The organism is Okeania sp. KiyG1 (genome assembly GCF_014132355.1).
GTDB lineage: Bacteria > Cyanobacteriota > Cyanobacteriia > Cyanobacteriales > Microcoleaceae > Okeania.
On the sequence record NZ_BLZO01000033.1, the window covers coordinates 17869 to 39932 of the forward strand.

The 22064-nt window shown below is 36.1% G+C and carries 26 protein-coding genes and 2 pseudogenes; 15 read left to right on the top strand and 13 right to left on the bottom strand.

Annotation, left to right across the window (positions count from 1 at the left end; translation table 11 throughout):
* Window positions 1–390: 390 nt before the first annotated feature.
* From SAGCYANO_RS05020 to SAGCYANO_RS05045, 7 genes and pseudogenes are all read right to left on the bottom strand, one after another.
* Entirely contained in the window at window positions 391–615 is a 225-nt protein-coding gene (locus SAGCYANO_RS05020) for a transposase (RefSeq protein WP_202219067.1), read from the bottom strand.
* Window positions 573–870: pseudogene (locus tag SAGCYANO_RS05025) on the bottom strand (IS5/IS1182 family transposase); the annotation flags it as partial. The gene SAGCYANO_RS05020 and the pseudogene SAGCYANO_RS05025, both read right to left, overlap by 43 nt.
* Window positions 871–1175: 305 nt before the next feature.
* Window positions 1176–1334, bottom strand: coding sequence for a hypothetical protein (locus SAGCYANO_RS05030; RefSeq protein ID WP_202219069.1), 159 nt, complete (start codon window positions 1332–1334; stop codon window positions 1176–1178).
* A complete protein-coding gene (locus SAGCYANO_RS49965) occupies window positions 1335–1424 on the bottom strand; it encodes a transposase (RefSeq protein ID WP_375339872.1) in 90 nt (29 codons plus the stop codon).
* A 780-nt stretch (window positions 1425–2204) separates the two neighbouring features.
* On the bottom strand, window positions 2205–2828 hold the full coding sequence (locus SAGCYANO_RS05035) for an IS200/IS605 family accessory protein TnpB-related protein (protein ID WP_202219070.1): 624 nt from the start codon (window positions 2826–2828) through the stop codon (window positions 2205–2207).
* On the bottom strand, window positions 2789–3325 hold the full coding sequence (locus tag SAGCYANO_RS05040) for a hypothetical protein (protein WP_202219071.1): 537 nt from the start codon (window positions 3323–3325) through the stop codon (window positions 2789–2791). The genes SAGCYANO_RS05035 and SAGCYANO_RS05040 overlap by 40 nt, the downstream gene beginning before the upstream one ends.
* Window positions 3326–3564: 239 nt before the next feature.
* Window positions 3565–3897: a hypothetical protein gene (locus tag SAGCYANO_RS05045; RefSeq protein ID WP_202219072.1), complete on the bottom strand. Its 333-nt coding sequence runs from the start codon at window positions 3895–3897 to the stop codon at window positions 3565–3567.
* 437 nt (window positions 3898–4334) lie between these two features.
* Between SAGCYANO_RS05045 and SAGCYANO_RS05055 the strand changes: the two genes are divergently transcribed.
* The 3 genes from SAGCYANO_RS05055 to SAGCYANO_RS05065 all read left to right on the top strand — a co-directional run bounded on the left by SAGCYANO_RS05055 (window position 4335) and on the right by SAGCYANO_RS05065 (window position 6509).
* On the top strand, window positions 4335–4946 hold the full coding sequence (locus SAGCYANO_RS05055; protein ID WP_202219073.1) for a pentapeptide repeat-containing protein: 612 nt from the start codon (window positions 4335–4337) through the stop codon (window positions 4944–4946).
* 429 nt (window positions 4947–5375) lie between these two features.
* Window positions 5376–5510: a zinc ribbon domain-containing protein gene (locus SAGCYANO_RS05060; protein ID WP_307785825.1), complete on the top strand. Its 135-nt coding sequence runs from the start codon at window positions 5376–5378 to the stop codon at window positions 5508–5510.
* Between the two features lie 237 nt (window positions 5511–5747).
* Window positions 5748–6509, top strand: a complete 762-nt coding sequence (locus tag SAGCYANO_RS05065; protein ID WP_202219074.1) for a DUF2993 domain-containing protein — start codon at window positions 5748–5750, stop codon at window positions 6507–6509.
* 595 nt (window positions 6510–7104) lie between these two features.
* On the opposite strand, the gene psb35 is transcribed toward SAGCYANO_RS05065, so the two are convergent.
* The 5 genes and pseudogenes from psb35 to thrC form a co-directional block, all read right to left on the bottom strand.
* Window positions 7105–7272 (bottom strand): photosystem II assembly protein Psb35, encoded by a 168-nt coding sequence (gene psb35, locus SAGCYANO_RS05070; protein WP_202219075.1) that lies wholly within the window; start codon window positions 7270–7272, stop codon window positions 7105–7107.
* A 156-nt stretch (window positions 7273–7428) separates the two neighbouring features.
* Window positions 7429–7722, bottom strand: a complete 294-nt coding sequence (locus tag SAGCYANO_RS05075) for a MoaD/ThiS family protein (RefSeq protein WP_202219076.1) — start codon at window positions 7720–7722, stop codon at window positions 7429–7431.
* Between the two features lie 176 nt (window positions 7723–7898).
* Window positions 7899–8297 (bottom strand): annotated as a pseudogene (locus SAGCYANO_RS05080) (RRXRR domain-containing protein); the annotation flags it as partial.
* 13 nt (window positions 8298–8310) lie between these two features.
* A complete protein-coding gene (locus tag SAGCYANO_RS49970; RefSeq protein ID WP_366558040.1) occupies window positions 8311–8382 on the bottom strand; it encodes a hypothetical protein in 72 nt (23 codons plus the stop codon).
* A 371-nt stretch (window positions 8383–8753) separates the two neighbouring features.
* A complete protein-coding gene (thrC, locus tag SAGCYANO_RS05090) occupies window positions 8754–10067 on the bottom strand; it encodes a threonine synthase (protein WP_202219077.1) in 1314 nt (437 codons plus the stop codon).
* Between the two features lie 63 nt (window positions 10068–10130).
* On the opposite strand from thrC, the gene SAGCYANO_RS44155 reads away from it, so the two are divergent.
* Window positions 10131–10280, top strand: coding sequence for a hypothetical protein (locus tag SAGCYANO_RS44155; protein ID WP_237395816.1), 150 nt, complete (start codon window positions 10131–10133; stop codon window positions 10278–10280).
* Between the two features lie 591 nt (window positions 10281–10871).
* On the opposite strand, the gene SAGCYANO_RS05095 is transcribed toward SAGCYANO_RS44155, so the two are convergent.
* The gene (locus SAGCYANO_RS05095) at window positions 10872–11141 is read right to left on the bottom strand and encodes a MoaD/ThiS family protein (protein ID WP_202219078.1); all 270 of its coding nucleotides are present in this window, start codon (window positions 11139–11141) and stop codon (window positions 10872–10874) included.
* A 1260-nt stretch (window positions 11142–12401) separates the two neighbouring features.
* Here SAGCYANO_RS05095 and SAGCYANO_RS05100 point away from each other — a divergent pair.
* From SAGCYANO_RS05100 to SAGCYANO_RS05150, 11 genes are all read left to right on the top strand, one after another.
* Window positions 12402–13733: a lipopolysaccharide assembly protein LapB gene (locus SAGCYANO_RS05100; RefSeq protein WP_202219079.1), complete on the top strand. Its 1332-nt coding sequence runs from the start codon at window positions 12402–12404 to the stop codon at window positions 13731–13733.
* Between the two features lie 1527 nt (window positions 13734–15260).
* Window positions 15261–15440: a hypothetical protein gene (locus SAGCYANO_RS05105; protein WP_202219080.1), complete on the top strand. Its 180-nt coding sequence runs from the start codon at window positions 15261–15263 to the stop codon at window positions 15438–15440.
* Window positions 15441–15840: 400 nt separating this feature from the next.
* Window positions 15841–16020 (top strand): hypothetical protein, encoded by a 180-nt coding sequence (locus SAGCYANO_RS05110; RefSeq protein WP_202219081.1) that lies wholly within the window; start codon window positions 15841–15843, stop codon window positions 16018–16020.
* A gap of 14 nt (window positions 16021–16034) precedes the next feature.
* Window positions 16035–16220 carry a hypothetical protein gene (locus tag SAGCYANO_RS05115; RefSeq protein WP_202219082.1) on the top strand — a complete coding sequence of 62 codons (186 nt, stop codon included), beginning with the start codon at window positions 16035–16037 and terminating at the stop codon, window positions 16218–16220.
* Window positions 16221–16244: 24 nt separating this feature from the next.
* Window positions 16245–16424, top strand: a complete 180-nt coding sequence (locus SAGCYANO_RS05120) for a hypothetical protein (RefSeq protein ID WP_202219083.1) — start codon at window positions 16245–16247, stop codon at window positions 16422–16424.
* Window positions 16425–16823: 399 nt separating this feature from the next.
* Window positions 16824–17003, top strand: coding sequence for a hypothetical protein (locus SAGCYANO_RS05125; protein WP_202219084.1), 180 nt, complete (start codon window positions 16824–16826; stop codon window positions 17001–17003).
* A gap of 14 nt (window positions 17004–17017) precedes the next feature.
* Entirely contained in the window at window positions 17018–17197 is a 180-nt protein-coding gene (locus SAGCYANO_RS05130) for a hypothetical protein (RefSeq protein ID WP_202219085.1), read from the top strand.
* Window positions 17198–17211: 14 nt separating this feature from the next.
* Entirely contained in the window at window positions 17212–17391 is a 180-nt protein-coding gene (locus SAGCYANO_RS05135; RefSeq protein WP_202219086.1) for a hypothetical protein, read from the top strand.
* Window positions 17392–17405: 14 nt separating this feature from the next.
* On the top strand, window positions 17406–17585 hold the full coding sequence (locus SAGCYANO_RS05140; RefSeq protein WP_202219087.1) for a hypothetical protein: 180 nt from the start codon (window positions 17406–17408) through the stop codon (window positions 17583–17585).
* A gap of 206 nt (window positions 17586–17791) precedes the next feature.
* Window positions 17792–19078 (top strand): NACHT domain-containing protein, encoded by a 1287-nt coding sequence (locus tag SAGCYANO_RS05145; protein WP_202219088.1) that lies wholly within the window; start codon window positions 17792–17794, stop codon window positions 19076–19078.
* Window positions 19079–19161: 83 nt separating this feature from the next.
* On the top strand, window positions 19162–21990 hold the full coding sequence (locus tag SAGCYANO_RS05150; protein ID WP_202219089.1) for a hypothetical protein: 2829 nt from the start codon (window positions 19162–19164) through the stop codon (window positions 21988–21990).
* Window positions 21991–22064: the final 74 nt, after the last annotated feature.

Below are 22064 nucleotides of genomic sequence, written 5' to 3' on the forward strand. Positions count from 1 at the left end.
TTTGAAGCCACAGCTTGAGCAAGTTTGAGATGTGGGCTCAAGGGCGGCTAATTACTCTAAAATCACGACCGTATTTTTCTGCTTTTCCTTCTTAAAATGTTCGTATGGGTTCTCCAGCCTAAATCTGATATTGCTCTAGATAACCCACGGCCTCTTGGTGCGCGTTCCGGCAAGCGAGCTGGCGTCGTCGCGGGGTCGCACCGCTTTTTTACCATCCCAGATACGTTGTCATACTTCTAAAACAACTGTTTGGTTTTCACGAATTATTTTAGTAGATAATTTATGCAGAAAATCTGTTCAAGCGTATCTTTCAGTTTGGCATGGAACTTAGCAACTCTAACCCGTGCTTTTTCATGCCTTTTAGATCCTTTAGTTTTATGAGATAATGATTTACTTAACTTTTCTTAATTTCTTAATTCGTTTCTTAAGTGGTTTTGGTGCATCAATCTTTGTACCGTCGCTCAATGTAGCAAAGGTAGAAATGCCTAAATCTATACCTACTGAATTATCAGTTTGAGAGGCTTTGTTGCATGAATGTTGCGATCGCAACTTCTCCCCAGAAGAGAAGTTAATTAGTGAAGAGCGAATTCTACTTTGTAGCTTTCTGGCTGACAATTCTGTATCATAGGATTAAGTATGGCACATTGTAGGAACAATTCCACTGCCTGATTGTCGAATTTCCGTCGTCGCAACTTACCTCCAAATATTACTTTGAGTCTAAACATAGTTGTTTGTGATAGAGAACGTCGGTGATATCCACTCTCACGTTTCCACTTTTTACCTCCAACATATACGAATCTCTCTGAGGTTCTCGTCCCTAGGATGAGGTGGACTATTACAATTACCATGATGCCATAGAAGTGCATTTTTACCGAAAAATTGTGGGTATGCGCCTCCCCTTGATCGGGGATAATAAGCGGTCGTTTGCGGAGCAGTCCGTTAGGGATGGGATGGCCCGAAACCTGCGCCATATCCAATCGACTCCTGTGAAGAAAAATTTTCATCTCTTTGTCAATCCTATCCGTTTCAAGGAGAGGTAATTATTCATTATTCATTATTCATTATTAATTGTTGAAGGGGTGGTATGGTTGGTTTGGCTCCTCTGTGACTTGCTGCGGAGTAGCACTTGCGTAATTCATAGGCTCCATCACCTGACACTTGACCTATCTCGCTTTCTACTCCCAGAACGGGCGTTTGCAGAATACTTGGTCGTCACTGACATCGTTGGTACTAACCACTGTAGTTACTATTTCCCCTGTTGCCTCATTCACACCTAGATGCAACTTACGCCATGTACGACGTTTACGCGACCACCATGAACTCTTGTTTTCCACTCACCAACTCCCATAAACTTTGACTCCCGTGGAATCTACCACCAGGTGAATTGCTTCTGTTGCTGGAATTACTGGTATTTCTATGTTCAATTTACATAAATAGACGAGAAAAAGTACTGTGGTCTGGGACTGGTAACTCTAGTCCCAAAGCGAGAAAATATAGATTCTAAAAAGCCCTCAGTTTGACGTCGTGCCAAGCTAAATAAAGTCGAAAGTGTTGCCATAAAGAGGGTACGCCACATTACTGTAAGTATTTGATGCTCCCTTGCGTCCTGTTTTCGTAATTGTTAAGCCATTGGTCTATTACCTCTTGATTAAGCCAAAATGTCAGACTGCCTCGTTGCTTTCCTTCGGAATGCTTCGCAAACAAGGATGCATCATACTCAGACCAATTCTTGACCTTGTACTGAGGCTTAGACTTAGACTTGGACTTAGACTTGGACTTGGACTTGGACTTACTCATATCTACTGATTTGTATTATCCTGATGCTATTTATAGCCTAAACGTCACCTTTTGTGCCACAAAGCCAGTTTGAGGTAAGATTTCTGGTTGTATTTCTACTACAAAACTCAAGAAATATCTAGTAGGGGCGATTCGCGTTTGCGCAGCATTCCGCAGGAAATCGCCCCTACAATCTTTGATTACTGTTACTGATGATGGAGCAGCAGGTAACTTTCACAGGCGAAACTATTTTCAGCTTTCCAATCTTAGCGTTGCTAGGAACTTTATGTTGACCAACTTTAAATCCTCTCTTTGTAAATCTAGCAGTTTGCTTTGACTTTCTAATGTTTGACACTCCACGGGATAAATCCGCGTGGATTCTTAAGCGGAACAAATTTGCCGGGATAAATCCACGTCAAATTTTACCCTTAATGGCATAGCCAAAGATGCCTAAGCGTCTGTCCGGGGTAAACCCCCATAAGGTTGCTTTTTATTCCAATATTTGCAGCACCATTACTGTCTGCATTTATCAATTTATTTTGCTTAGTTCTATACAAACCACGTTTGACTCGTTTGCCACTAAAGCTGTAGGTGGTGGGGCTATCGGCATTGTAAACAGGTATCCGATCTCCATCTAAGAAACTAGCTTTGGAGGTATAAGATTCTTCCTGTTCTATATAGGTTAATCCATATCTATCACATATAGTTTTTAACTTCAACCTCAAACTATGGTGTGGTATTTGTACAAAGTTTTGGTTAGTTTTTTTACCTAAATTGATACTTTGTTTGATTCGGTGATTTACGCCAACAACAATAGTAGATATTTTGTTTTCACTACACCAGTTGATTAAATATCTAGCTGCTTTATTCAAGTAATCCCTAACTTTATTATTTCGATTTACTATGATGCTAACTTGCTTTTTTGTTAAATCTTTGATGCCTTGTTTATCTTTTATAGACTGCAATAAGCGAATTTTCTTTGTTGTACCACTGGTTGATTGATTTGAGTTTTCTACCGTCCAAAATAAACGATGACCCAGTATTTGATACACAAGTTCCGCTTATTGTCTAACCCCAGGTCTATTGCTAAAGCATTGTCAGATTTTATTGTTGGTTGTGGTTGTGATTCAGTGATAAATTCTACCTCAAAAAACCTAGCATCATACCTAGGAATTATCCGAACTTCCTTCAAGTTTTTACCTACTAATCTTTCAGGAAAGGGAATTTTAACTGCACCATACTCAGCTTTGAATTTCCTAGACATGGGAATATTAAAGTATCCATTTCTCACCTTAATTCGAGGTATTATTAAAGGAAAATACCCTTCTTTGTTGAGGTATCTAGGTAATCGTATTTGTTCAAAACGATAATTACCTTCTTTAGCTTTTTGAATTAAGTTGAAAAATGACTTAAAAGACCTATCTACAACTTTTAAAGTTTGCTGTGCAATATCAGTTTGAAGTAGTTGGTAATTTTCGTTATCTTTGCAGTAATGGTAATTTGACTCGTATCTGAGATATCCGCCTTCAGCAAAATAGAACTGTCGCACAGCAATAAAGCCCTACATTGTACATATTTTTGGATAATCTGCACAATTGTCTTAAGGCTTTAAACTCCTGGCTAGACAGGTTTCTAATTTTGTTCTTTTGGGTTAGATACATAGTGAATTTTCGCGCTTATAATGCACATTATAGCGATAATACTTCTAGAGACTGTCAATCGTGACTACGGGTTAAAATCCGTCGCGCGTCGTTTCCATCCACCGCTTAAAAGACGGTGGTTTCCCACTTACCGAAATTTTACGATGAATTTAGGAGGTTTAATAGGTCTGCCTTTTCTGTTACCTTTTGTCGATTTAAAAAAGTTTGTAGGGGCGTTAACGATAGTTATGCGCAAGCTTTCGGCCGGAAAGCTGACGCATAGCTGACGAATGGCGCCCCTACGGTTTAGATCATTCAATGATTGCTGCAATGGTATAGCAGAAACCTCTGATAACCACTCTCTATTTTCAGTTTTTTTAGCTTGAGTAATAAAAAGCTTTTGTAGCTCAGAATTAATAGGTTTCTTTTCTCCTGAAGTATACTTTTCTTGGCAGCAAGCTAGACTATCATTCCAAACCACACGGACACAACCAAATAGCTTTGCTAATCAGCATTTTTGTCCTGGTGTTGGATAAATTCGATACTTAAATCTAGCTTTCATAATCCCGATCTAAACTAATAATATGATAGCATACTTATTACTATTTTCATCTATAAAAAGTCGCCCGCTTATGGGCGAGGCTTTAGACCCACTTTTTTGGTAACCCAATATTTAATAATTTATGCTCCGAAGTTAGCAGGTAGTAGGTTGTAGATGAGAAAAGTTTACCGCCTCACCTAATACCTAATTTGATAGTATTTGAGGCAATTGGGTTGAAAATTCAACCATCAGGTCTTGAAGAAGACTATAGCTCGTAGGTTATTTACCTAAAACCTAAGACCTAAAACCTAAGACCTAAAACCTAAGACCTAAAACCTAAGACCTAAAACCTAAGACCTAAAACCTAAGACCTAATTATGAATCAATCAACATCCCTAGATATTTCAGCCATTCGAGTTGGCAAAATCAAACATTTAGTAAATGCTCATCTACCTGGTGTAGATTTAGCAGGAACCCAGCTTTCAGAAGCAGACTTCTACCAAGCTAACTTGGTTGGAGTTAATTTTGTTGGGGCTAATCTACTAAAAGCTACTCTGAGAGCTAACCTGCGTGGAGCTGACTTCACTGGTGCAGATTTGAGAGGGGCAGACTTTCGCAATGCTGACCTACGGGGTGCTATTTTTATGGATGCCCAAGTGAGAGAAGCTAGCTTTGCAGGTGCTTTCTTAAATGGAGCTGTACTGAATAATGTGGACTTGAGTGGGGCTGACCTACGAGGTGCTGACCTACGAGGTGTGAATTTCACTAGAACTATTTTATTTCAAGCAGAATTTAGTAATGCTAATCTAGCTGGTGCAGATTTATCCCAAGCAGATTTAGAAGAGGCTAATCTTACTGGGGCTATACTCCGGGGCACAAATTTACAACGGGCTAATTTACTCTGTGCTATTGTGGATGGAGCTGACTTCAATGGCGCTATACTCACCGATGCTTGTCTGCAAGGTACACCGTACGAAAAAAAACTGTAGAAAATCTTCAATAATGGATAATTGATAATTGATAATTACCTCTCCCTAAAAGGAAGAGGATTGAATAAAAGGAAAATTAATTCATTGTTTCTCCTTGGTCATGAGAGGATTTTTACTTTAATTATTCGGTAACAGTTAAATTCTTGATATTGGATTAACCAATACAGGCGCTCTCGGCACAGCTCACTATTCCCATCCTACGGAATGCTACGCAAACGGCAGTAAAAGCCCCTGGGAATTTATTTCTAATTATCGCATATACTGCCATTAATATCGACATTAATCACCTTGCCAGTTGAACTTCTGAACAAACCGCGCTTGATATCAAATCCGGTGGCATCGGTATAATTAGATAGTTAATCTAGGAGTCAGCAGTCAGGAGTCAGGAGGGAAGAGAATTTAGAAAGATTTGCACATTTGCGCTAATGCATGACTTTTAACTTCCGGGTAGCGGCACTAGACTTGGGTGGGTCCAAAATTTATAAATGTCCTCAATGTGGTCATTTGATTGCACGGGATATCAATGGCGCTCGAAATATAATGTTGAGAGCTTTCCAGGACTAGGCGAACTGCCTTCACTGTTATCAATGATTCTATTGTCATAGCGTAATGCTATATCTACTGAAGCGCTTTAATCAAATTTGAGCGTTTTTATTAGATTAAAAGTAGCACTATGTCTTCTCTGAAATTGATAAGTAGATGCAAAGTAATGCTTATTAAGTACATAAGTACAAGTAAACTTTACAATTCTTTATCAAACTGTTAGGATGTCAATGAAGGCAAACCAAACATTGAAAAATTATGGTGACTGCGTTGTTTACCAATGTACCAATGCAAAATCAAAGTGGCGATCGCCTAGTGAGCAAGGCAGCAGGAGCGGCAATAGCAGCTCTGTTTAAAAGCTCTGATAAAGTCGAAGCCAATGTCCGTGCCGAGCCAGTGGCCAAACTTTTACAGGGTAGTCTGGATGGGTTTGATTTCATTGGCAAAGGAATGCGGATGTACAATGGCCTTCGGATTGAAGTGATGGAGCTTTACTTGCAAGCTGTATCAATAGACTTTAGTGCAATTTTTACTGGTAAAGTCAAATTAAGGCAGCCGATCCAGGCCACTCTGAGAACTGTATTAACTGAGTCTGACTTGACCACCTCTTTCAATACACCATTTGTGATAGAGAAACTGCAAAGGCTCAAATATCAAGGACAATCCCTACATTTCCAAAATACTCAAATGACTATCACTGAAGATCGAGCCCTCAGACTGAAAACTCAAATCGGGGTAGGAAATCCAAATCAACCTATAGATGTTGATTTCACTGCTAACGTCGAAGTGGAAGATAGACGTAAAATCAAATTTGTCAATGTTAAATATAATGGCGAGCGAGAGTCTGTAGATTTAGGTAAATCTCTCATAGACCATGTAAATAATTTACTGGATTTAGATAAATTTGCTTTAGAAAATACTCAACTAAGAGTAGACCGACTACGGGTAGGAAGAGATGACATAACGTTCTATGGTATAGCTAAGATTGAACAGTTTCCTAGTGGGATGAAGAATAAATAGCTATTAATCTTTAAAATCTATTTAATGCAAGAGCAAAATTGATGGAGTGAGATTGAAAATCAAGCAGGAATTGATTAAAAGTATACAATTTCCTTGACAATTCTGGCTTTTTTCTCAAACAACCTCAGAAATAAGACAATACTGAGGTTAGATAAAAGCTACTGTGACATACTCCCACACTAACCATTAGGTATTGTGTGGGCTTCTCGCTTCGCAGTCCTGCCATTGCATCGGACTGCACGAGCTTCAAGGACGGGATACCCCGCCGCCCTTTTTGCAGAACGAAAAACTACGCACCTAGCTCCGCAATAAGATTTTACGCTCCCAACGGATTACTAGGATTTCTGGGATACAACCCCATATCCTATTTAATTTTCATGGTTCATCACTGGTGGTTGTTAGCTCGCGCTTCCCAGCTTGGTGCTACTGTAACATAAAATTTGTCAATGAATGGGATGTCGAGTCCCATTAATTTACCGCCGATTTATATCACACCAAATTGAAAATTATGGTGTGAAGCTTTTCGACGGTTTAGCCAAAACATAATCTCTTCCTAGTTAGAGTAGCTTATAATCTTCAGTATATTATTGTGCTTTTAGCTATCTTTATCGTCATTAACTTTAGGAACATAGTCAGGACGCTGTGCATCTTCCCAACCAGGAGGACGCTTAGAATTATACCAAGCAATTGAACCGATAGTAACAGCAGCAACAAAGCCTACTACAACTACTGCAATTGGAATCCATATATTACCCTGCACCATATTAAATCTCCAAATTATTTCTATAATTAGAAATATTATCTCACAGACTGGATTGAGTAAAACACAATCTAGCTAGAAGCTGAATTTGAGAGATTTTTTTGTGGATGCGATCGCGGAGCGTAGTGTCAGCCTTATCGCTAATTTCACCATACTTATTTAACCACCAGCAACAGCAGGAACAATGCTCACTTCATCTCCATCTTTTAGAGATGTTGTTGTTCCTTCTAAAAACCGGATGTCTTCGCTGTTGACATAGAAGTTTAAAAATCTCCTTGGTTCCCCTTGGTCATCACAGAGACTTTTTTTAATGCCAGGAAAGTTTGTTTCTAGAGAATCTATTAATTCTGAGATATTACCACCGCCACATTCAATTTCAATTTTTGCTTTATCTTTTGCTTTATTTTCGGTGAATTTTTGCAGTGGGGTAGGAATTAATACTGTAACTGCCATAATTAATTAATCTAGATTATATGGATAATATTTAGTTGCTATTTGCAAATTTTTATTGTAATGGTAGGTCCGGAAAAACTATAAATTTTTAAGAAAAAATTATTTTTCCTGTGTAATGGGCATCTTGCCAGTTCCCAGTAGACTTATGGACAGGTGAGCTGGAAAATAGCTCAACATTACCGATGAAGAGCGTGTCTAGGATTGTCTAGATTTTTAGAAGGTGTAATTTCAGGATTTTGTATCAACTGAGTATCAAAGCGAACCAATTCCATTGAAATTGATTCTACAGGATAAAACTTAATTAATCGTTTGACCCAAGTCATAGTAGTTTCGACTCTGTGCACTAGAGAAGGTGCTAACCAACCAGTGGGCTTCTTTTTGTTCGGGTTACCTGGTTTACGGTATCTGAGGTTTTTGGTTCTCCTAGCTCGACGGTGTTGAGAACGCTTTTGAAGTTTTTCGGAAATTAATGAACCTCGGTGTTGAATTAAGAGCATCCATATCACCTTGTTTCCTTCTAATAGAGCCATCCCTGTAAATCTTGAGCCTGGGTCAATCTTGAGAGTTAAAGTTGTTTTTGCAACTTTTTCAACAGCTTTGCGTGAGAATCAAAGTAAACGGAAAGCGCCGCCAGACAGCAGCTTTACCAGAATTTAACAACCTACGAGCTACAGTTGGTTTGCAAGGTTGTAATGGTTTTTTGTTTGTATCTAGTCGCGAAAACGTAATTAGTGTTAGACATTGTGGTGTCTAGTCCTTTTCAGTAAAGTGTTCCTCGATCATGTTGGCCAGGCTTGTTCATGCTCTAAACACTATCGGTACAAAACCTACTTCCGATTGGCGCACTTTAACGCTGTCCTTAATTTAGAGCGACCAGCACATAAGCTGGAGTTCACTTATGGTGGTCGTGACCTGCCAACGCAGTCAATTAAGACTTAATCTGCAACCTTTGAGAGACAACCTTAGAAATGTCCATGGTTGGCTAGGTTTTTCAAAGGTGCTGTATGTAGGAATTTTTGGGGTGAAGTTAATTAAACTAAAACTTGCTCCCAATCAAGACGCTCTAATGTTTGAGCGCGTTCCCAAGCTCGCTCGAAACTGTCTAATTTTGCATCTATTGTTAGAGGTTCGCCGATATAACCTTGTACTGCTTCTTGTGTCTTTAAACCGTTACCTGTAATGTAGGCAACAGTAGTTTCTTCAGGATCGATTTTGCCTGCTTCTGCTAATTTTTTCAACACTGCAATGGTTGTACCACCTGCTGTTTCGGTGAATATGCCTTCTGTTTCTGCCAATAACTTCATGCCTTCAATAACTTCAGCATCGGTGACAGATTCGATATTACCGTTTGTTTTGCGAGCTACTTCTAATGCATAGATACCATCTGCGGGGTTGCCGATCGCGATTGATTTGGCAATAGTATTAGGTTTAACTGGGGTGATAAAATCACGACCTTCTTTGAATGCTTGAGCTACTGGAGAACAACCTTCAGCTTGCGCTCCACTAAAACGAACTGCTTTATCTTCTACTAAGCCTACTTTTACAAATTCTTGGAATCCTTTGTAAATTTTAGTGTAGAGGGAACCGGAGGCGATGGGAGCAACGATATGGTCTGGTAGTTGCCATCCTAGTTGTTCGGCGACTTCAAAACCTAGAGTTTTTGAACCTTCAGAGTAGTAGGGACGGAGGTTAATATTTACAAATCCCCAACCGTAGGTATTGGCAACTTCGCAACAGAGGCGGTTTACTTGGTCGTAGTTGCCTTTTACTGCCATAACTGTTGGATTGTAAATTAGAGTGCCGAGAATTTTGCCTGCTTCTAGGTCGGCGGGGATAAATACACAACACTCTAATCCTGCTTTTGCTGCGATCGCTGCGGTGGAGTTTGCTAGGTTGCCTGTACTGGCGCAGGATACTGTGGAGAAACCTAATTCTCTGGCCCTACTGAGGGCTACTGATACTACCCTATCCTTAAAACTGAGGGTAGGCATATTTACTGCGTCATTTTTGATGTAGAGATTTTTTAGACCCAGGCGACGGGCTAAACGTTCTGATTTTAGTAGGGGGGTCATACCTGTTCCTACGTCTATTACGTTATCTGTTTTTACTGGTAGGAATTGACGATAACGCCATATAGAGTTAGGACCTGCTTCGATTGTTGCCCGGCTCACTGTTTGACTGAGCTTTTCATAGTCATACTTTACTTCTAGAGGGCCAAAGCAGACATCTTCACATATATGTTTGGCTTCTAGTGGGTATTCTTCACCACATTCTTTGCATTTGAGTGTTTCTATTGCTGTATTTTGACTGTGGATTTGATTATCTGTGTTTGTGGCCTGGGTCATATTCTTTACTCCCTACTTCTAACTAAAAACTATTAACTATTCTGCACTTTTTGAAATACTAGCATGGGTAAAAATTACCGTCAACCATACCCGACAAAAATAGTCGGGATTGATTTTGCTATACTTTTTTCATTATTAATTGCAACAGATATATTTTCTATTTTGGCAGGTAATGTTGTTGATTTAGTAGTTATTTTGAATGTGGCTATTTGAGGAGTATTATCAAGGGCTTATTGATTATAATTAAACTCAAATTTAGTTGCTTTTATAAGTATTTAGTTTGAATTTGTTATAGTTTTTAAGCCAATATTGATTAATATTTTAATTGTTAATATTACTAATTTTCAGAATAAAAACGAATTTATTCTGTCAAGTTTTTTGATTTAATTTAGTATTAAATGTGAATAATGTGATTTGATTTATTTGAATAAATGTAGCATTTTAGAGTAAAAATGCTTCTAGAGGTAAGTGGTTTAATACCATATACCAAAGAAATTATATTTTCTAAAAAAATATCTAAAATCTAAAATGGTTGGCAGTCCTGTAACCGTAATGGTATTGATGAAATTTGGGACAAATTACCTAATAATGTCAGTTATTATTACCTCCGCTCCAATTAAAACAGGACTCACGCATAAAACAAGACTTACGCAAAATACTAAATTACACACCATTTGTAGGGGTTAACGGCCGTTAATCTCTACTATATGTGGTGGTTATGCGTAAATCCTGTCAAAGAAAGAGGATGTATTTTGGTTTCTTTCCTACTCCCCTACTCCCCCACTCCCCTACTCCCTCACTCCCCTACTCCCCTACTCCCCTACTCCCCCACTCCCCACTAACTGGAGGAATGAGGACTACTTCATCGCCGTCTTGAAGGATGGTTTCGGGTGGAGCAAAGTTGAAGTTTATGCCAAATTTGGTGACTTTTCGCCACTGCTCTAATTCAGGATGTTGAGTGACGATCTGTTCTAAAAGTTGGGAGGCGGTAGTTCCTGGAGAGAGAGTGAGTTGGAGTTCGGAGACTCCGTAGGCTTCTTGGTAGGCTGCGAATAGTTTGAGGGTGATGGTCATTTCAGTTATCAGTTATCAGTTATCAATAGACATCTCCTCCAAAAGAGGGAGGAGGCAGTAGGCAGTAGGCAGTAGGGGGAAAGAATTGATAATTTCTGTACGATAGTTGATTTTATTTTTTATTATTGGAGATGTCTAATACCTTCTACTTGAGTAGAAGGATTGAAACCTAATTATTTTTGTTAGAAGGTACGGCAGTGGGAGCATCTTGCTCCCGTGCCAAGCATCCCTTGTTTCTTGTGTACCATGACTATGCAGGACTACCATTATTTTTTGGTCATATTCTTGGGAAGAGGCGAATCAGCTTCTATAATATATATATTTTTTTGCGTTGAATAAAAAGTCATGCGTAGGGGCGAACTAACCCTTATACATCTTATAATCTTCAGAATATCAGAGTTTTTGTTTGAATGCAACTATTTCCCTGGCAATTTTTTCGAGAGTTTTTGAAGGCGAATCAGCTTCTATAATATATATATTTTTTTGCGTTGAATAAAAAGTCATGCGTAGGGGCGAACTAACCCTTATACATCTTATAATCTTCAGAATATCAGAGTTTTTGTTTGAATGCAACTATTTCCCTGGCAATTTTTTCGAGAGCTTTTGAAGGCGAATCAGCTTCTATAATATATATATTTTTTTGCGTTGAATAAAAAGTCATGCGTAGGGGCGAACTACCCCTTATACATTTTATAATCTTCAGAATATCAGAGTTTTTGTTTGAATGCAACTATATTCCCTGACAATTTTTTCTAGAGCTTCTGAGGATGAGAATGATTGATAATTTATTATTTTAAATAGGGGCGTTGCTGAATGTATGATTTCACAGGAGTTATACCAATTTGATAAATGTTTGCTACAAATAGCTAGGGTATTTCTTAGAATTTCCTAGGTCATGCTCCGCAAACAGAATTCAGGAGTCGTATGGGAATAGATTTAATACCAGTTTTTAGGTCAGAAATTCTCTTTTTTGTCAAAGGGACGTTTCCTAAAAAATCTTTTTATTGCACTTATTATTCGTAACATTCTTTTTTCAAATTGGTATTAGGAGTAAACACTGCGGGTGACGGTGCAGTATAAGACCCAAAAGAAAAAGATAATATTTTAATTAGACAGGACTTACGCAAAATACGAAATTACACACAATCTGTAGGGGCGGAACAGAACAGGAACAGGCAAGATGCCTATTCCACATTTAATAATTATGTTCAGCCTCACATAAGACCTAAAATTATTATCAAAGTTAACCATCTAATTAAAATGTTCAAAATTCAAAACTTAATTCTCACTAGCAGTTGTTTTTACCTCTACTTTTCAACTTATTGTTTAGCAAAAACTCCTGAATTTTCCGAATATACTGTCAGAAAAAATGGTGTAAATATTATCTCTCAACGTCAAACAGATGCAGAACAAGAATTAGAATCTCCCAACCAATTTTCCCCTAATCCTTTAGAAAGCACCGAACCAGACCCACTTTTGCCAGAACCTCCTACTACAGGAACTCTTAGCGGGGACAAACGAGAAGAACTTTCTCAAGAACTCGACCGACTTAACGCTGAAGCTTCAGCATTATTTGCGGGGGGAGAAACAACTAAAGCTTTTGAGACCTGGAATAGAGAACTTCGTTTGCGACGTTATCTTGGTCAAGCAGAAGAGTTAGCTGCTTTGGAACGAGTGGCAGAAATAGCATGGAATAATAGTCAAAAATTACAGGTGCAGTGGATAACAAAACGACTGGAAACCATACAACCAGAGATTCAAGAACAAGAACCTGTGAATATAGAATTTTTGCAAGCATTAGGTTCTGCATTTAATACTGTTAGAGCAAAAGATCCAGCAGTTCAAGTTTATCAACAAGTTATTGCTGAAGCTAGAGAGCAAGAGGATGTTGCTACTCTGAAAGAAGCTTTGACAGCTATGGGGGAAATATATTTGAATTGGCTAGATTATGATAATGCAGCGATCGCTTATGAAGAATTATTGGATGTTCAGCAGCAGAGTGATTTAGAAACATCTGGTAATGAAGAAACAACAGATCCTGCTTTAACTACTAATTTTGAAAAAGTAGATACTATCGAAAAATTAGCTTTTATTTATAATCAAGCGGGAAAACCTTTACAAGCAATTACAGCTAAAGAAAGATTGGTTAATTTTTACGAAGGTCAACAAATTATTACAGAAGTTCCAGATATAAAAATATCTATTGCTGAAGATTATGAGGAGCTTGGAAAACTTAGTCTTGCCAGTCAATACTATCAAGAAGCTTATGATATTGCTCAATCAATTCAAAGGTTTATAAGTGCTAGTGATGCTTTGGAAAAGTTGGCAGCGCTCTATCTTTCTCAGGATGAAAAGGAGGCAGCAATTGAAATATATAAGGTGCAATTATTGATGGATCAACAGTTTGTTAATGTTTATGGGATGATGGAAACTTATGACCGTATGGGTCAAGTTTATGCACAGTTAAAGGCTTTTGGTTTGGCAATGTCATCTTTTCAAAGAGGTTTAGAATTATCGAGACAATTGGGGGGATATCGAGAAAGTTATTTTCTACAAAAGTTGGATAAGTTGAATAGAAATAAGAATAATTGAAGAATCGCAAAGCCCCCGCGCATCCCCCAAAATTGGGGGACTTTTACTAGCTAATGGATTCTTGTTCCCCCCAGAATTGGGGGGTTAGGGGGGCAAAATTCAGTATTAAACAACTTTTCAGGTATCCTCTAAGTCCTCTTAGGTAAGCATTTCCTACGGAATGCTAATAGTTGAATGCTTACCATCTTAGAAATGATTCTCTACTCTTATTACTTAATTAATTAATTCAAAAATTCTGTACTTGTAGAATATGCAAAACATAGCTACAGGAGTAAGTAGAAGTGTTAAAGATAAAGTGACTGTAGATAAGGTGATAAGCACTGTTCCTACTTCAATTATTTCTAAAATAATAGAAGCAGTTATTTGAGTTTTATTTTTTTGCTGTGTTTTGCATAAGGTTTAGGTAAACGTTTCTGAGAATTGGTATTCTTCATTTTTGTTTTTTATTGAAATTACATTTCTACCATAAAAGGTAGATACTACCCCAAGGCAAGGGATGCAATTATTTACCTATAAATCTCTTACAATAAAGTATTCAGTTTGAGGATAGCTTGGGAGTAACCCAAACCTTTTTTTCAATTACTTAAAATGATTAGGAATTTCAGTTTGGGTTAGCTTGTACCTACCCCATACCCCATACCCCAAACCACCCAAACTTATACCGTTTCACGGAAGTTAAAAGTCAAAAGTCAAAAGTAAGATTTTATAGAGCTACAAAATCTTGAATATACATTCAATAATTGATAATTGATAATGGATAATTGATAATTACCTCTCCCTAAAACGGATAGGATTGAATAAAAGGAAAATTAATTCATTGTTTCTCCTTGGTCATGAGAGGATTTTTACCTTAATTCTTCGGTAATTTCAGGAAATTATTTTACTTTTAAAGTTTGAAACTATTTGTGACATCTTGAAAGTGAATTAGTATCAGGACTTTTTTATTATCTATAACTACTTGAGTTTGCAAAGTGTGGGAAGTGTGGGGAGTGTGGGAAGAGACTACAATTAGAAGAGTTGAATTAACTCTTTGGTAGTTCTTGGTAGTTCGATATTCTCATACCTCCAATACGTTTTATAGCAAATTGATAAATGTTTGCTACAAATAGCTAGGGTCTTTCTTAGGAGTCAACCCACCCCTAACCCCGACCGTGGAGGGGAAGTCAGGAGGAGCGAGTCGTATGGGAATGGCTTTAATACCATTTTTTAGGGCTTAAATTATCTTTTTTTGTCAAAGGGACATCTCCTGCATTTGTCTTTTTATCGCTCTTACTGTTCGTAACTTTCTTTTTCAAATTGGTATTACTACAAAAAATATAGCAATATGATTTTAGTTGTGAGATATTGGAGACTTTTGTTTTAGGTATGGGGGGAATAGGGAATAGGTATGGAGGGAAAAAACTAATACCTAAGAGTAAGATAACTGCTATATTCTATACTTTAAAGGAACACTTCAATTCTCACATCTGATTCCTGATTGCTATAGCTCTGACGCAAACTTCAAATAATTCTAATCAAATAAAATCTATGGCAAGAACAGGTAACTGGGGTGAGGAACCTCTCAAACGAGCCAAAAAATTAATCGGATTTCTCAGAAATTACAGTCATCAGAATAATCCAGAAAAGGAATTATTTACTGAGTGGAAAGATAGAGATAGAGAAAGCGATCGCCCTCAACTTTTTATCAGAACAAATAATTCTAATTAAATCAAATAAAATCTATGTCAAGAACAGGTAACTGGGGTAAGGAACCTCTCAAACGAGCCAAAAATTAATCGGATTTCTCAGAAATTACAGTCATCAGAATAATCCAGAAAAGGAATTATTTACTGAGTGGAAAGATAGAGATAGAGAAAGCGATCGCCCTCAACTTTTTATCAGAACAAATAATTCTAATTAAATCAAATAAAATCTATGGCAAGAACAGGTAACTGGGGTAAGGAACCTCTCAAACGAGCCAAAAATTAATCGGATTTCTCAGAAATTACAGTCATCAGAATAATCCAGAAAAGGAATTATTTACTGAGTGGAAAGATAGAGATAGAGAAAGCGATCACCCTCAACTTTTTATCAGAACAAATAATTCTAATTAAATCAAATAAAATCTATGTCAAGAACAGGTAACTGGGGTAAGGAACCTCTCAAACGAGCCAAAAAATTAATCGGATTTCTCAGAAATTACAGTCATCAGAATAATCCAGAAAAGGAATTATTTACTGAGTGGAAAGATAGAGATAGAGAAAGCGATCGCCCTCAACTTTTTATCAGAACAAATAATTCTAATTAAATCAAATAAAATCTATGTCAAGAACAGGTAACTGGGGTAAGGAACCTCTCAAACGAGCCAAAAAATTAATCGGATTTCTCAGAAATTACAGTCATCAGAATAATCCAGAAAAGGAATTATTTACTGAGTGGAAAGATAGAGATAGAGAAAGCGATCGCCCTCAACTTTTTATCAGAACAAATTTTTATCAGAACAAATAATTCTAATTAAATCAAATAAAATCTATGGCAAGAACAGGTAACTGGGGTAAGGAACCTCTCAAACGAGCCCAAAAATTAATTGAATTTCTCAGAAATTACAGTCATCAGAATAATCCAGAAAAGGAATTATTTACTGAGTGGAAAGATAGAGATAGAGATAGCGATCGCCCTCAACTTTTTATCAGAACAAATAATTCTAATTAAATCAAATAAAATCTATGTCAAGAACAGGTAACTGGGGTGAGGAACCTCTCAAACGAGCCAAAAATTAATCGAATTTCTCAGAAATTACAGTCATCAGAATAATCCAGAAAAGGAATTATTTACTGAGTGGAAAGATAGAGATAGAGATAGCGATCGCCCTCAACTTTTTATCAGAACAAATAATTCTAATTAAATCAAATAAAATCTATGTCAAGAACAGGTAACTGGGGTGAGGAACCTCTCAAACGAGCCAAAAATTAATCGAATTTCTCAGAAATTACAGTCATCAGAATAATCCAGAAAAGGAATTATTTACTGAGTGGAAAGATAGAGATAGAGAAAGCGATCGCCCTCAACTTTTATCAGGACAAATAATTCTAATTAAATCAAATAAAATCTATGGCAAGAACAGGTAACTGGGGTGAGGAACCTCTCAAACGAGCAAGAAAATTAATCGAATTTCTCAGAAATTACAGTCATCAGAATAATCAGCAAAAGGAATTATTTACTGAATGGAAAGATAGAGATAGAGAAAGCGATCGCCCTCAACTTTTTATCAGGACAAATAATTCTAATTAAATCAAATAAAATCTATGGCAAGAACAGGTAAATGGGGTAAGGAAACTCTCAAACGAGCCCAAAAATTAATTGAATTTCTCAGAAATTACAGTCATCAGAATAATCCAGAAAAGGAATTATTTACTGAGTGGAAAGATAGAGATAGAGATAGCGATAGCCCTCAACTTTTTATCAGAACAAATAATTCTAATTAAATCAAATAAAATCTATGGCAAGAACAGGTAAATGGGGTAAGGAAACTCTCAAACGAGCCCAAAAATTAATTGAATTTCTCAGAAATTACAGTCATCAGAATAATCCAGAAAAGGAATTATTTACTGAGTGGAAAGATAGAGATAGAGATAGCGATCGCCCTCAACTTTTTATCAGAACAAATAATTTTAATTAAATCAAATAAAATCTATGGCAAGAACAGGTAACTGGGGTAAGGAACCTCTCAAACTAGCCAAAAAATTAATCGAATTTCTCAGAAATTACAGTCATCAGAATAATCCAGAAAAGGAATTATTTACTGAGTGGAAAGATAGAGATAGAGATAGCGATCGCCCTCAACTTTTTATCAGAACAAATAATTTTAATTAAATCAAATAAAATCTATGGCAAGAACAGGTAACTGGGGTGAGGAACCTCTCAAACGAGCCAAAAATTAATCGGATTTCTCAGAAATTACAGTCATCAGAATAATCCAGAAAAGGAATTATTTACTGAGTGGAAAGATAGAGATAGAGAAAGCGATCGCCCTCAACTTTTATCAGAACAAATAATTCTAATTAAATCAAATAAAATCTATGTCAAGAACAGGTAACTGGGGTGAGGAACCTCTCAAACGAGCCAAAAAATTAATCGGATTTCTCAGAAATTACAGTCATCAGAATAATCCAGAAAAGGAATTATTTACTGAGTGGAAAGATAGAGATAGAGAAAGCGATCGCCCTCAACTTTTTATCAGAACAAATTTAAAGGAGCTTGCTTGTCTATTAAATCCAGAAATATCATCTAAATATAGTTCAGAAGCTAATAAACAAAAGAATGAGATTCAGAATACTATAGACCGCCTAAAAATATTAGGAATTGTGGCAGAAAGTAGTCCAGATAGTGAAAAAAGTAAAGGTATTAGAAGTCTGACATTCACTCTTTGGAATTCTGATAAAAAGCAGGAAAACCTAACACAATTAGAGCTAGTCTGGAAAAATCGTCAACAGCAAAAGCAAAGCCAAACTGAAAAAGATAATTCTAGTAATCTAAAACAACAAATTGATATAAAAAGTCGAGAATTAAATCCTAGTCTGGAAAAAAATATTAGAACTTATCTTTCCAAATCATTTAGTAGGGATAAATTTGCAGAATTAGACCAAGCAGGTGAACCAGAAACAGGTGAAAAGCGTACTAATCTCCAAAAAGTATTTATCGATCTTTTTCTGAAACCGTGGGAGAAAGTAGCTACTGAAGTTAGGAAAATATTCATACTTGAAGATATTTTATTTAGAAACAAAAGTGATATTCCAGCTATGGAATATTTCACAAAAGAAGAAAAAAAGTACAATAAGGTTGTAATTATTGGCGGTCCTGGTCAAGGTAAATCTACTTTAGGGCAACAATTAGCTCAAGTATATAGAGCTAAATATCTAAATACAGAATATGAATTTACTGAAAATATAAAAGTTAAACGTATTCCCTTTCGAGTAGTCTTAAAATATTTTGCTCAATGGTTATCAAATAGAGATAGAAATGAATCTTCTAGTTTAGAAAATTACCTAGCTACAGAAATGGGTAATATTACAAATAGACTAGAAGAAATATCTGCTGCTACAGTACAAGATATTTTTGAACAGAAAGAATGCCTCTTGATTTTGGATGGATTAGATGAAGTTTCAGATGCTCGTTTACAACAGCGAATGGTAGAAGAAATTTCTACTTTTTTAGACTGGACAGAAAATATAAAAGTTGATTTAAAAGTAGTAGTGACTTCTCGTCCTAATATGTATAAACAACAGTTCAATCCTGAAATATTTCCTCATTTGGAATTATTACCACTTAAAAAGAACAGAGAACAGAATATGCTCAAAAATGGGTAAAAACTAGAGAAATTGCTGATGGAGAACAAACCAGAATTCTTGATATTCTCAAAGAATGTGAGGACGATGAGAGAATTTCTAGATTGTTAACAACTCCCTTGCAAGTAACTATTATTTTACTGATTATTAAAAATGGCGGAAGACCTCCAGGGGAAAGAGAAACTTTATTTGATGAATACTGGAGAACTATATTAAAGCGAGAAAAAAGTAAGGACAAAGACTTAATTAAGAGTGATGACCAAATTCTGCTTAATGTTCATTCTTTCTTGGGTTATTTGTTACATTATCGCGCTGCTTCTAATACTTCTGATAGTTCTAATATTAATGTTCAGTCTCTTTTACCAGAAGATGAATTTAGAGCAGCAATTGAGGAGGTTTTGCGAAAAAATGACCGATTTTCGTCGGATGAAGATATTAATAATAAAGTCGATAAATTTGTGACTGATGCTAAAGATAGATTAGTTTTGATTGTGGAACCACAACCAGGACTATTTGGTTTTGAACTTAGGTCTTTTCAAGAGTTTTTTGCTGCTGTCTATTTATTCAAAAATGGCGATAGATTTGAAAATTTGAAGGAAAAAATTGGAGCAATTGATTCAGAACATTGGCGATATGTTTCCTTATTTTTAGCAGGTAGAATTGTTCGAGAATTAGGAGAAGATTCTGAGAAAATATTGACACAAGTTTGTCGCCCCCTAGACCGACCTGTAGAAGATAAAAATCAGAATCAAAATCATTTTTTAAGACCTGGTGCTTGGTTTGCCTTAGAGGTAGTAGCAGATGGTTCTTTAAGTAAATCCCAATATCGTAATTTCCAATATGATTTAATTGATTATGGTTTAGAAGTTTTGGATACAGGACTTACAGATAAGCAAATGTCTCAGCTAGTTTCTTATACAAAGCAGTTATCTCAATCAGATAAAGACGATCTTTTACAGATAATTTTAGAACGTAAATTTAACGGTAAAAATTTTCCAGAGAGTTGCTGGGAAAATGCCTTGTATATTTATGGCGAATATTTTCCACAAGAAGGTTTTCTTAAAGAAAAAGTAGATGCACTTTTTGAAACAGAACAAAAGAGCCTAATTTTATCTGCTTTCAGCATTACTTTATTATATATATCTGACCCTCAGTGGATAGCAAAATGTTTAGAAAATTATTGGTCATATTGGATAGAGAATGAAGATATAGTAATTAAATTTTTGTCTAGGGATGATAAAAATGAATTATTAAGGTGCTGGTCACTTTCTGAAAGTCAATCTGAAAAACTTGCAGAGATAATTATTGAAGATTGGGAATATGATTTACCTAACTCAGAAGAAATAAACTGGGAATTTACACAACCTCAAACATTAGCAGAGCAATTGATTTTATTGTCAAAAGTTTTGCAAATAATAGCTAACTATAGGCGAATGAAAATTTTTGACTTAAGAATTGAAATAGATGATTTATCCCATCATATTGATATATTAATCACATCAAGGGATACTTCATATATTTCAGACATTCCTAGTGAAACAATAGATAGTGTTGCTCGACTATTACAAAATAACGATTTTATTTTACCAGTCAAATTAACCCTTTGGATAGTTTTTTGGTTATTTAATCAACCTGAGAAGCAAAATATAGAGTTATTTGGAAATTTTCTTAAAGATAATCCAACCTTACCAGAATATTTTGATAAATTATGGTTTGTTTCAGGTCTAGAGTATTCTTGGCCTATCTTAACCTTAGCTATTAAAGCAAATACTAATCAACAAGATACATTCGCAAATTTTTTAGATTATTTGGATAGTTCTACTCAAATATCTATTGCTGAAGAAATAGACAAAGGAATTAAAGAATTTTTAGATAAAGCTGATGATGAAGAAAAACAACGATTTGTTATTGCCTTACTTACATCAGTGGGGTTAGATGAGTTTTTTCCTAAACTAATTTCTACTGCTAGAAAAATAGGAGTTCAACTATATGAATTAGTAGGAGCATATCTCAAATTGAGCTTAATGTATCTAGAATTAGGACTAGAATATCCTCCAGAGCAACTACAAAAAATGCTAAGAACTGTTGAAACAGCAATACAAAACAGAGAAAAGCCATATAACTATTTATGGCCAATATTTATATTTGAAGGTATTTGGTTATGTTCTTTACAAGTTATAGACTATGCACGTCAAATTCTTGAATTATTTCTTGAAAAGTATTCTGAATCTCACTCTTTTCCTTCTGCTAGTTTAGGTATAGCTTTATTCTTAAAGCTGCTGGAATATGATGCTAATATCTTAGATTTAGCGCCTAATTTGTTTACTACATTGCCACTAGAAAAGCTAATTAAAGTAGACACATATAAATTTGATATATCCGATAATTCACCTGAAACCTATATCACAAGGTTGTTGAATTTTAAGTTTCAGACAGGTCGATTTTTTATTAAACCCGATCAAGAATATATTTCTCGATTTACACTATTGCTGACTCATAGCAATAAATTAGTTCGTATTGGCAGTGCATTGATTTTAAAAGTAATAAGAGATTCATCTCGTAGGAAAATAATAAAAAGAAAATGGCTCTCGGATATTCGTATAGATTTCAGTTTAGGAAGAGAATTTATTAACAAAGAAAATCCAAAAGATCGTCTAATCGGTATAACACTTCTATCTTTGTCAGATTATCCTATCGAAGAGAAGCAATATCAACATTTGATTTTGAATAATTTACAAAATCCAAAAACAGAAGCAGAAGAAGCAGAAGAAGAAGCTTGGAATCAGTTGATACAGGAAATTCCAATGGATTCAGAAAAGCATTTTATGTGGCGTACATTTCTAGAAGAAATTTTGAGGAAACCTGCTGTTTATAGTAGCTCAGTATTAAGTATCGCAATGGAAAGATACCTAGAACTTGTTGGTAAGAGTTAAGTTTATAACATTTCTAGTAAACTGCTGGAGATCCCCCCTAACCCCCCTTGAAAAGGGGGGAACCGGAAGTCCCC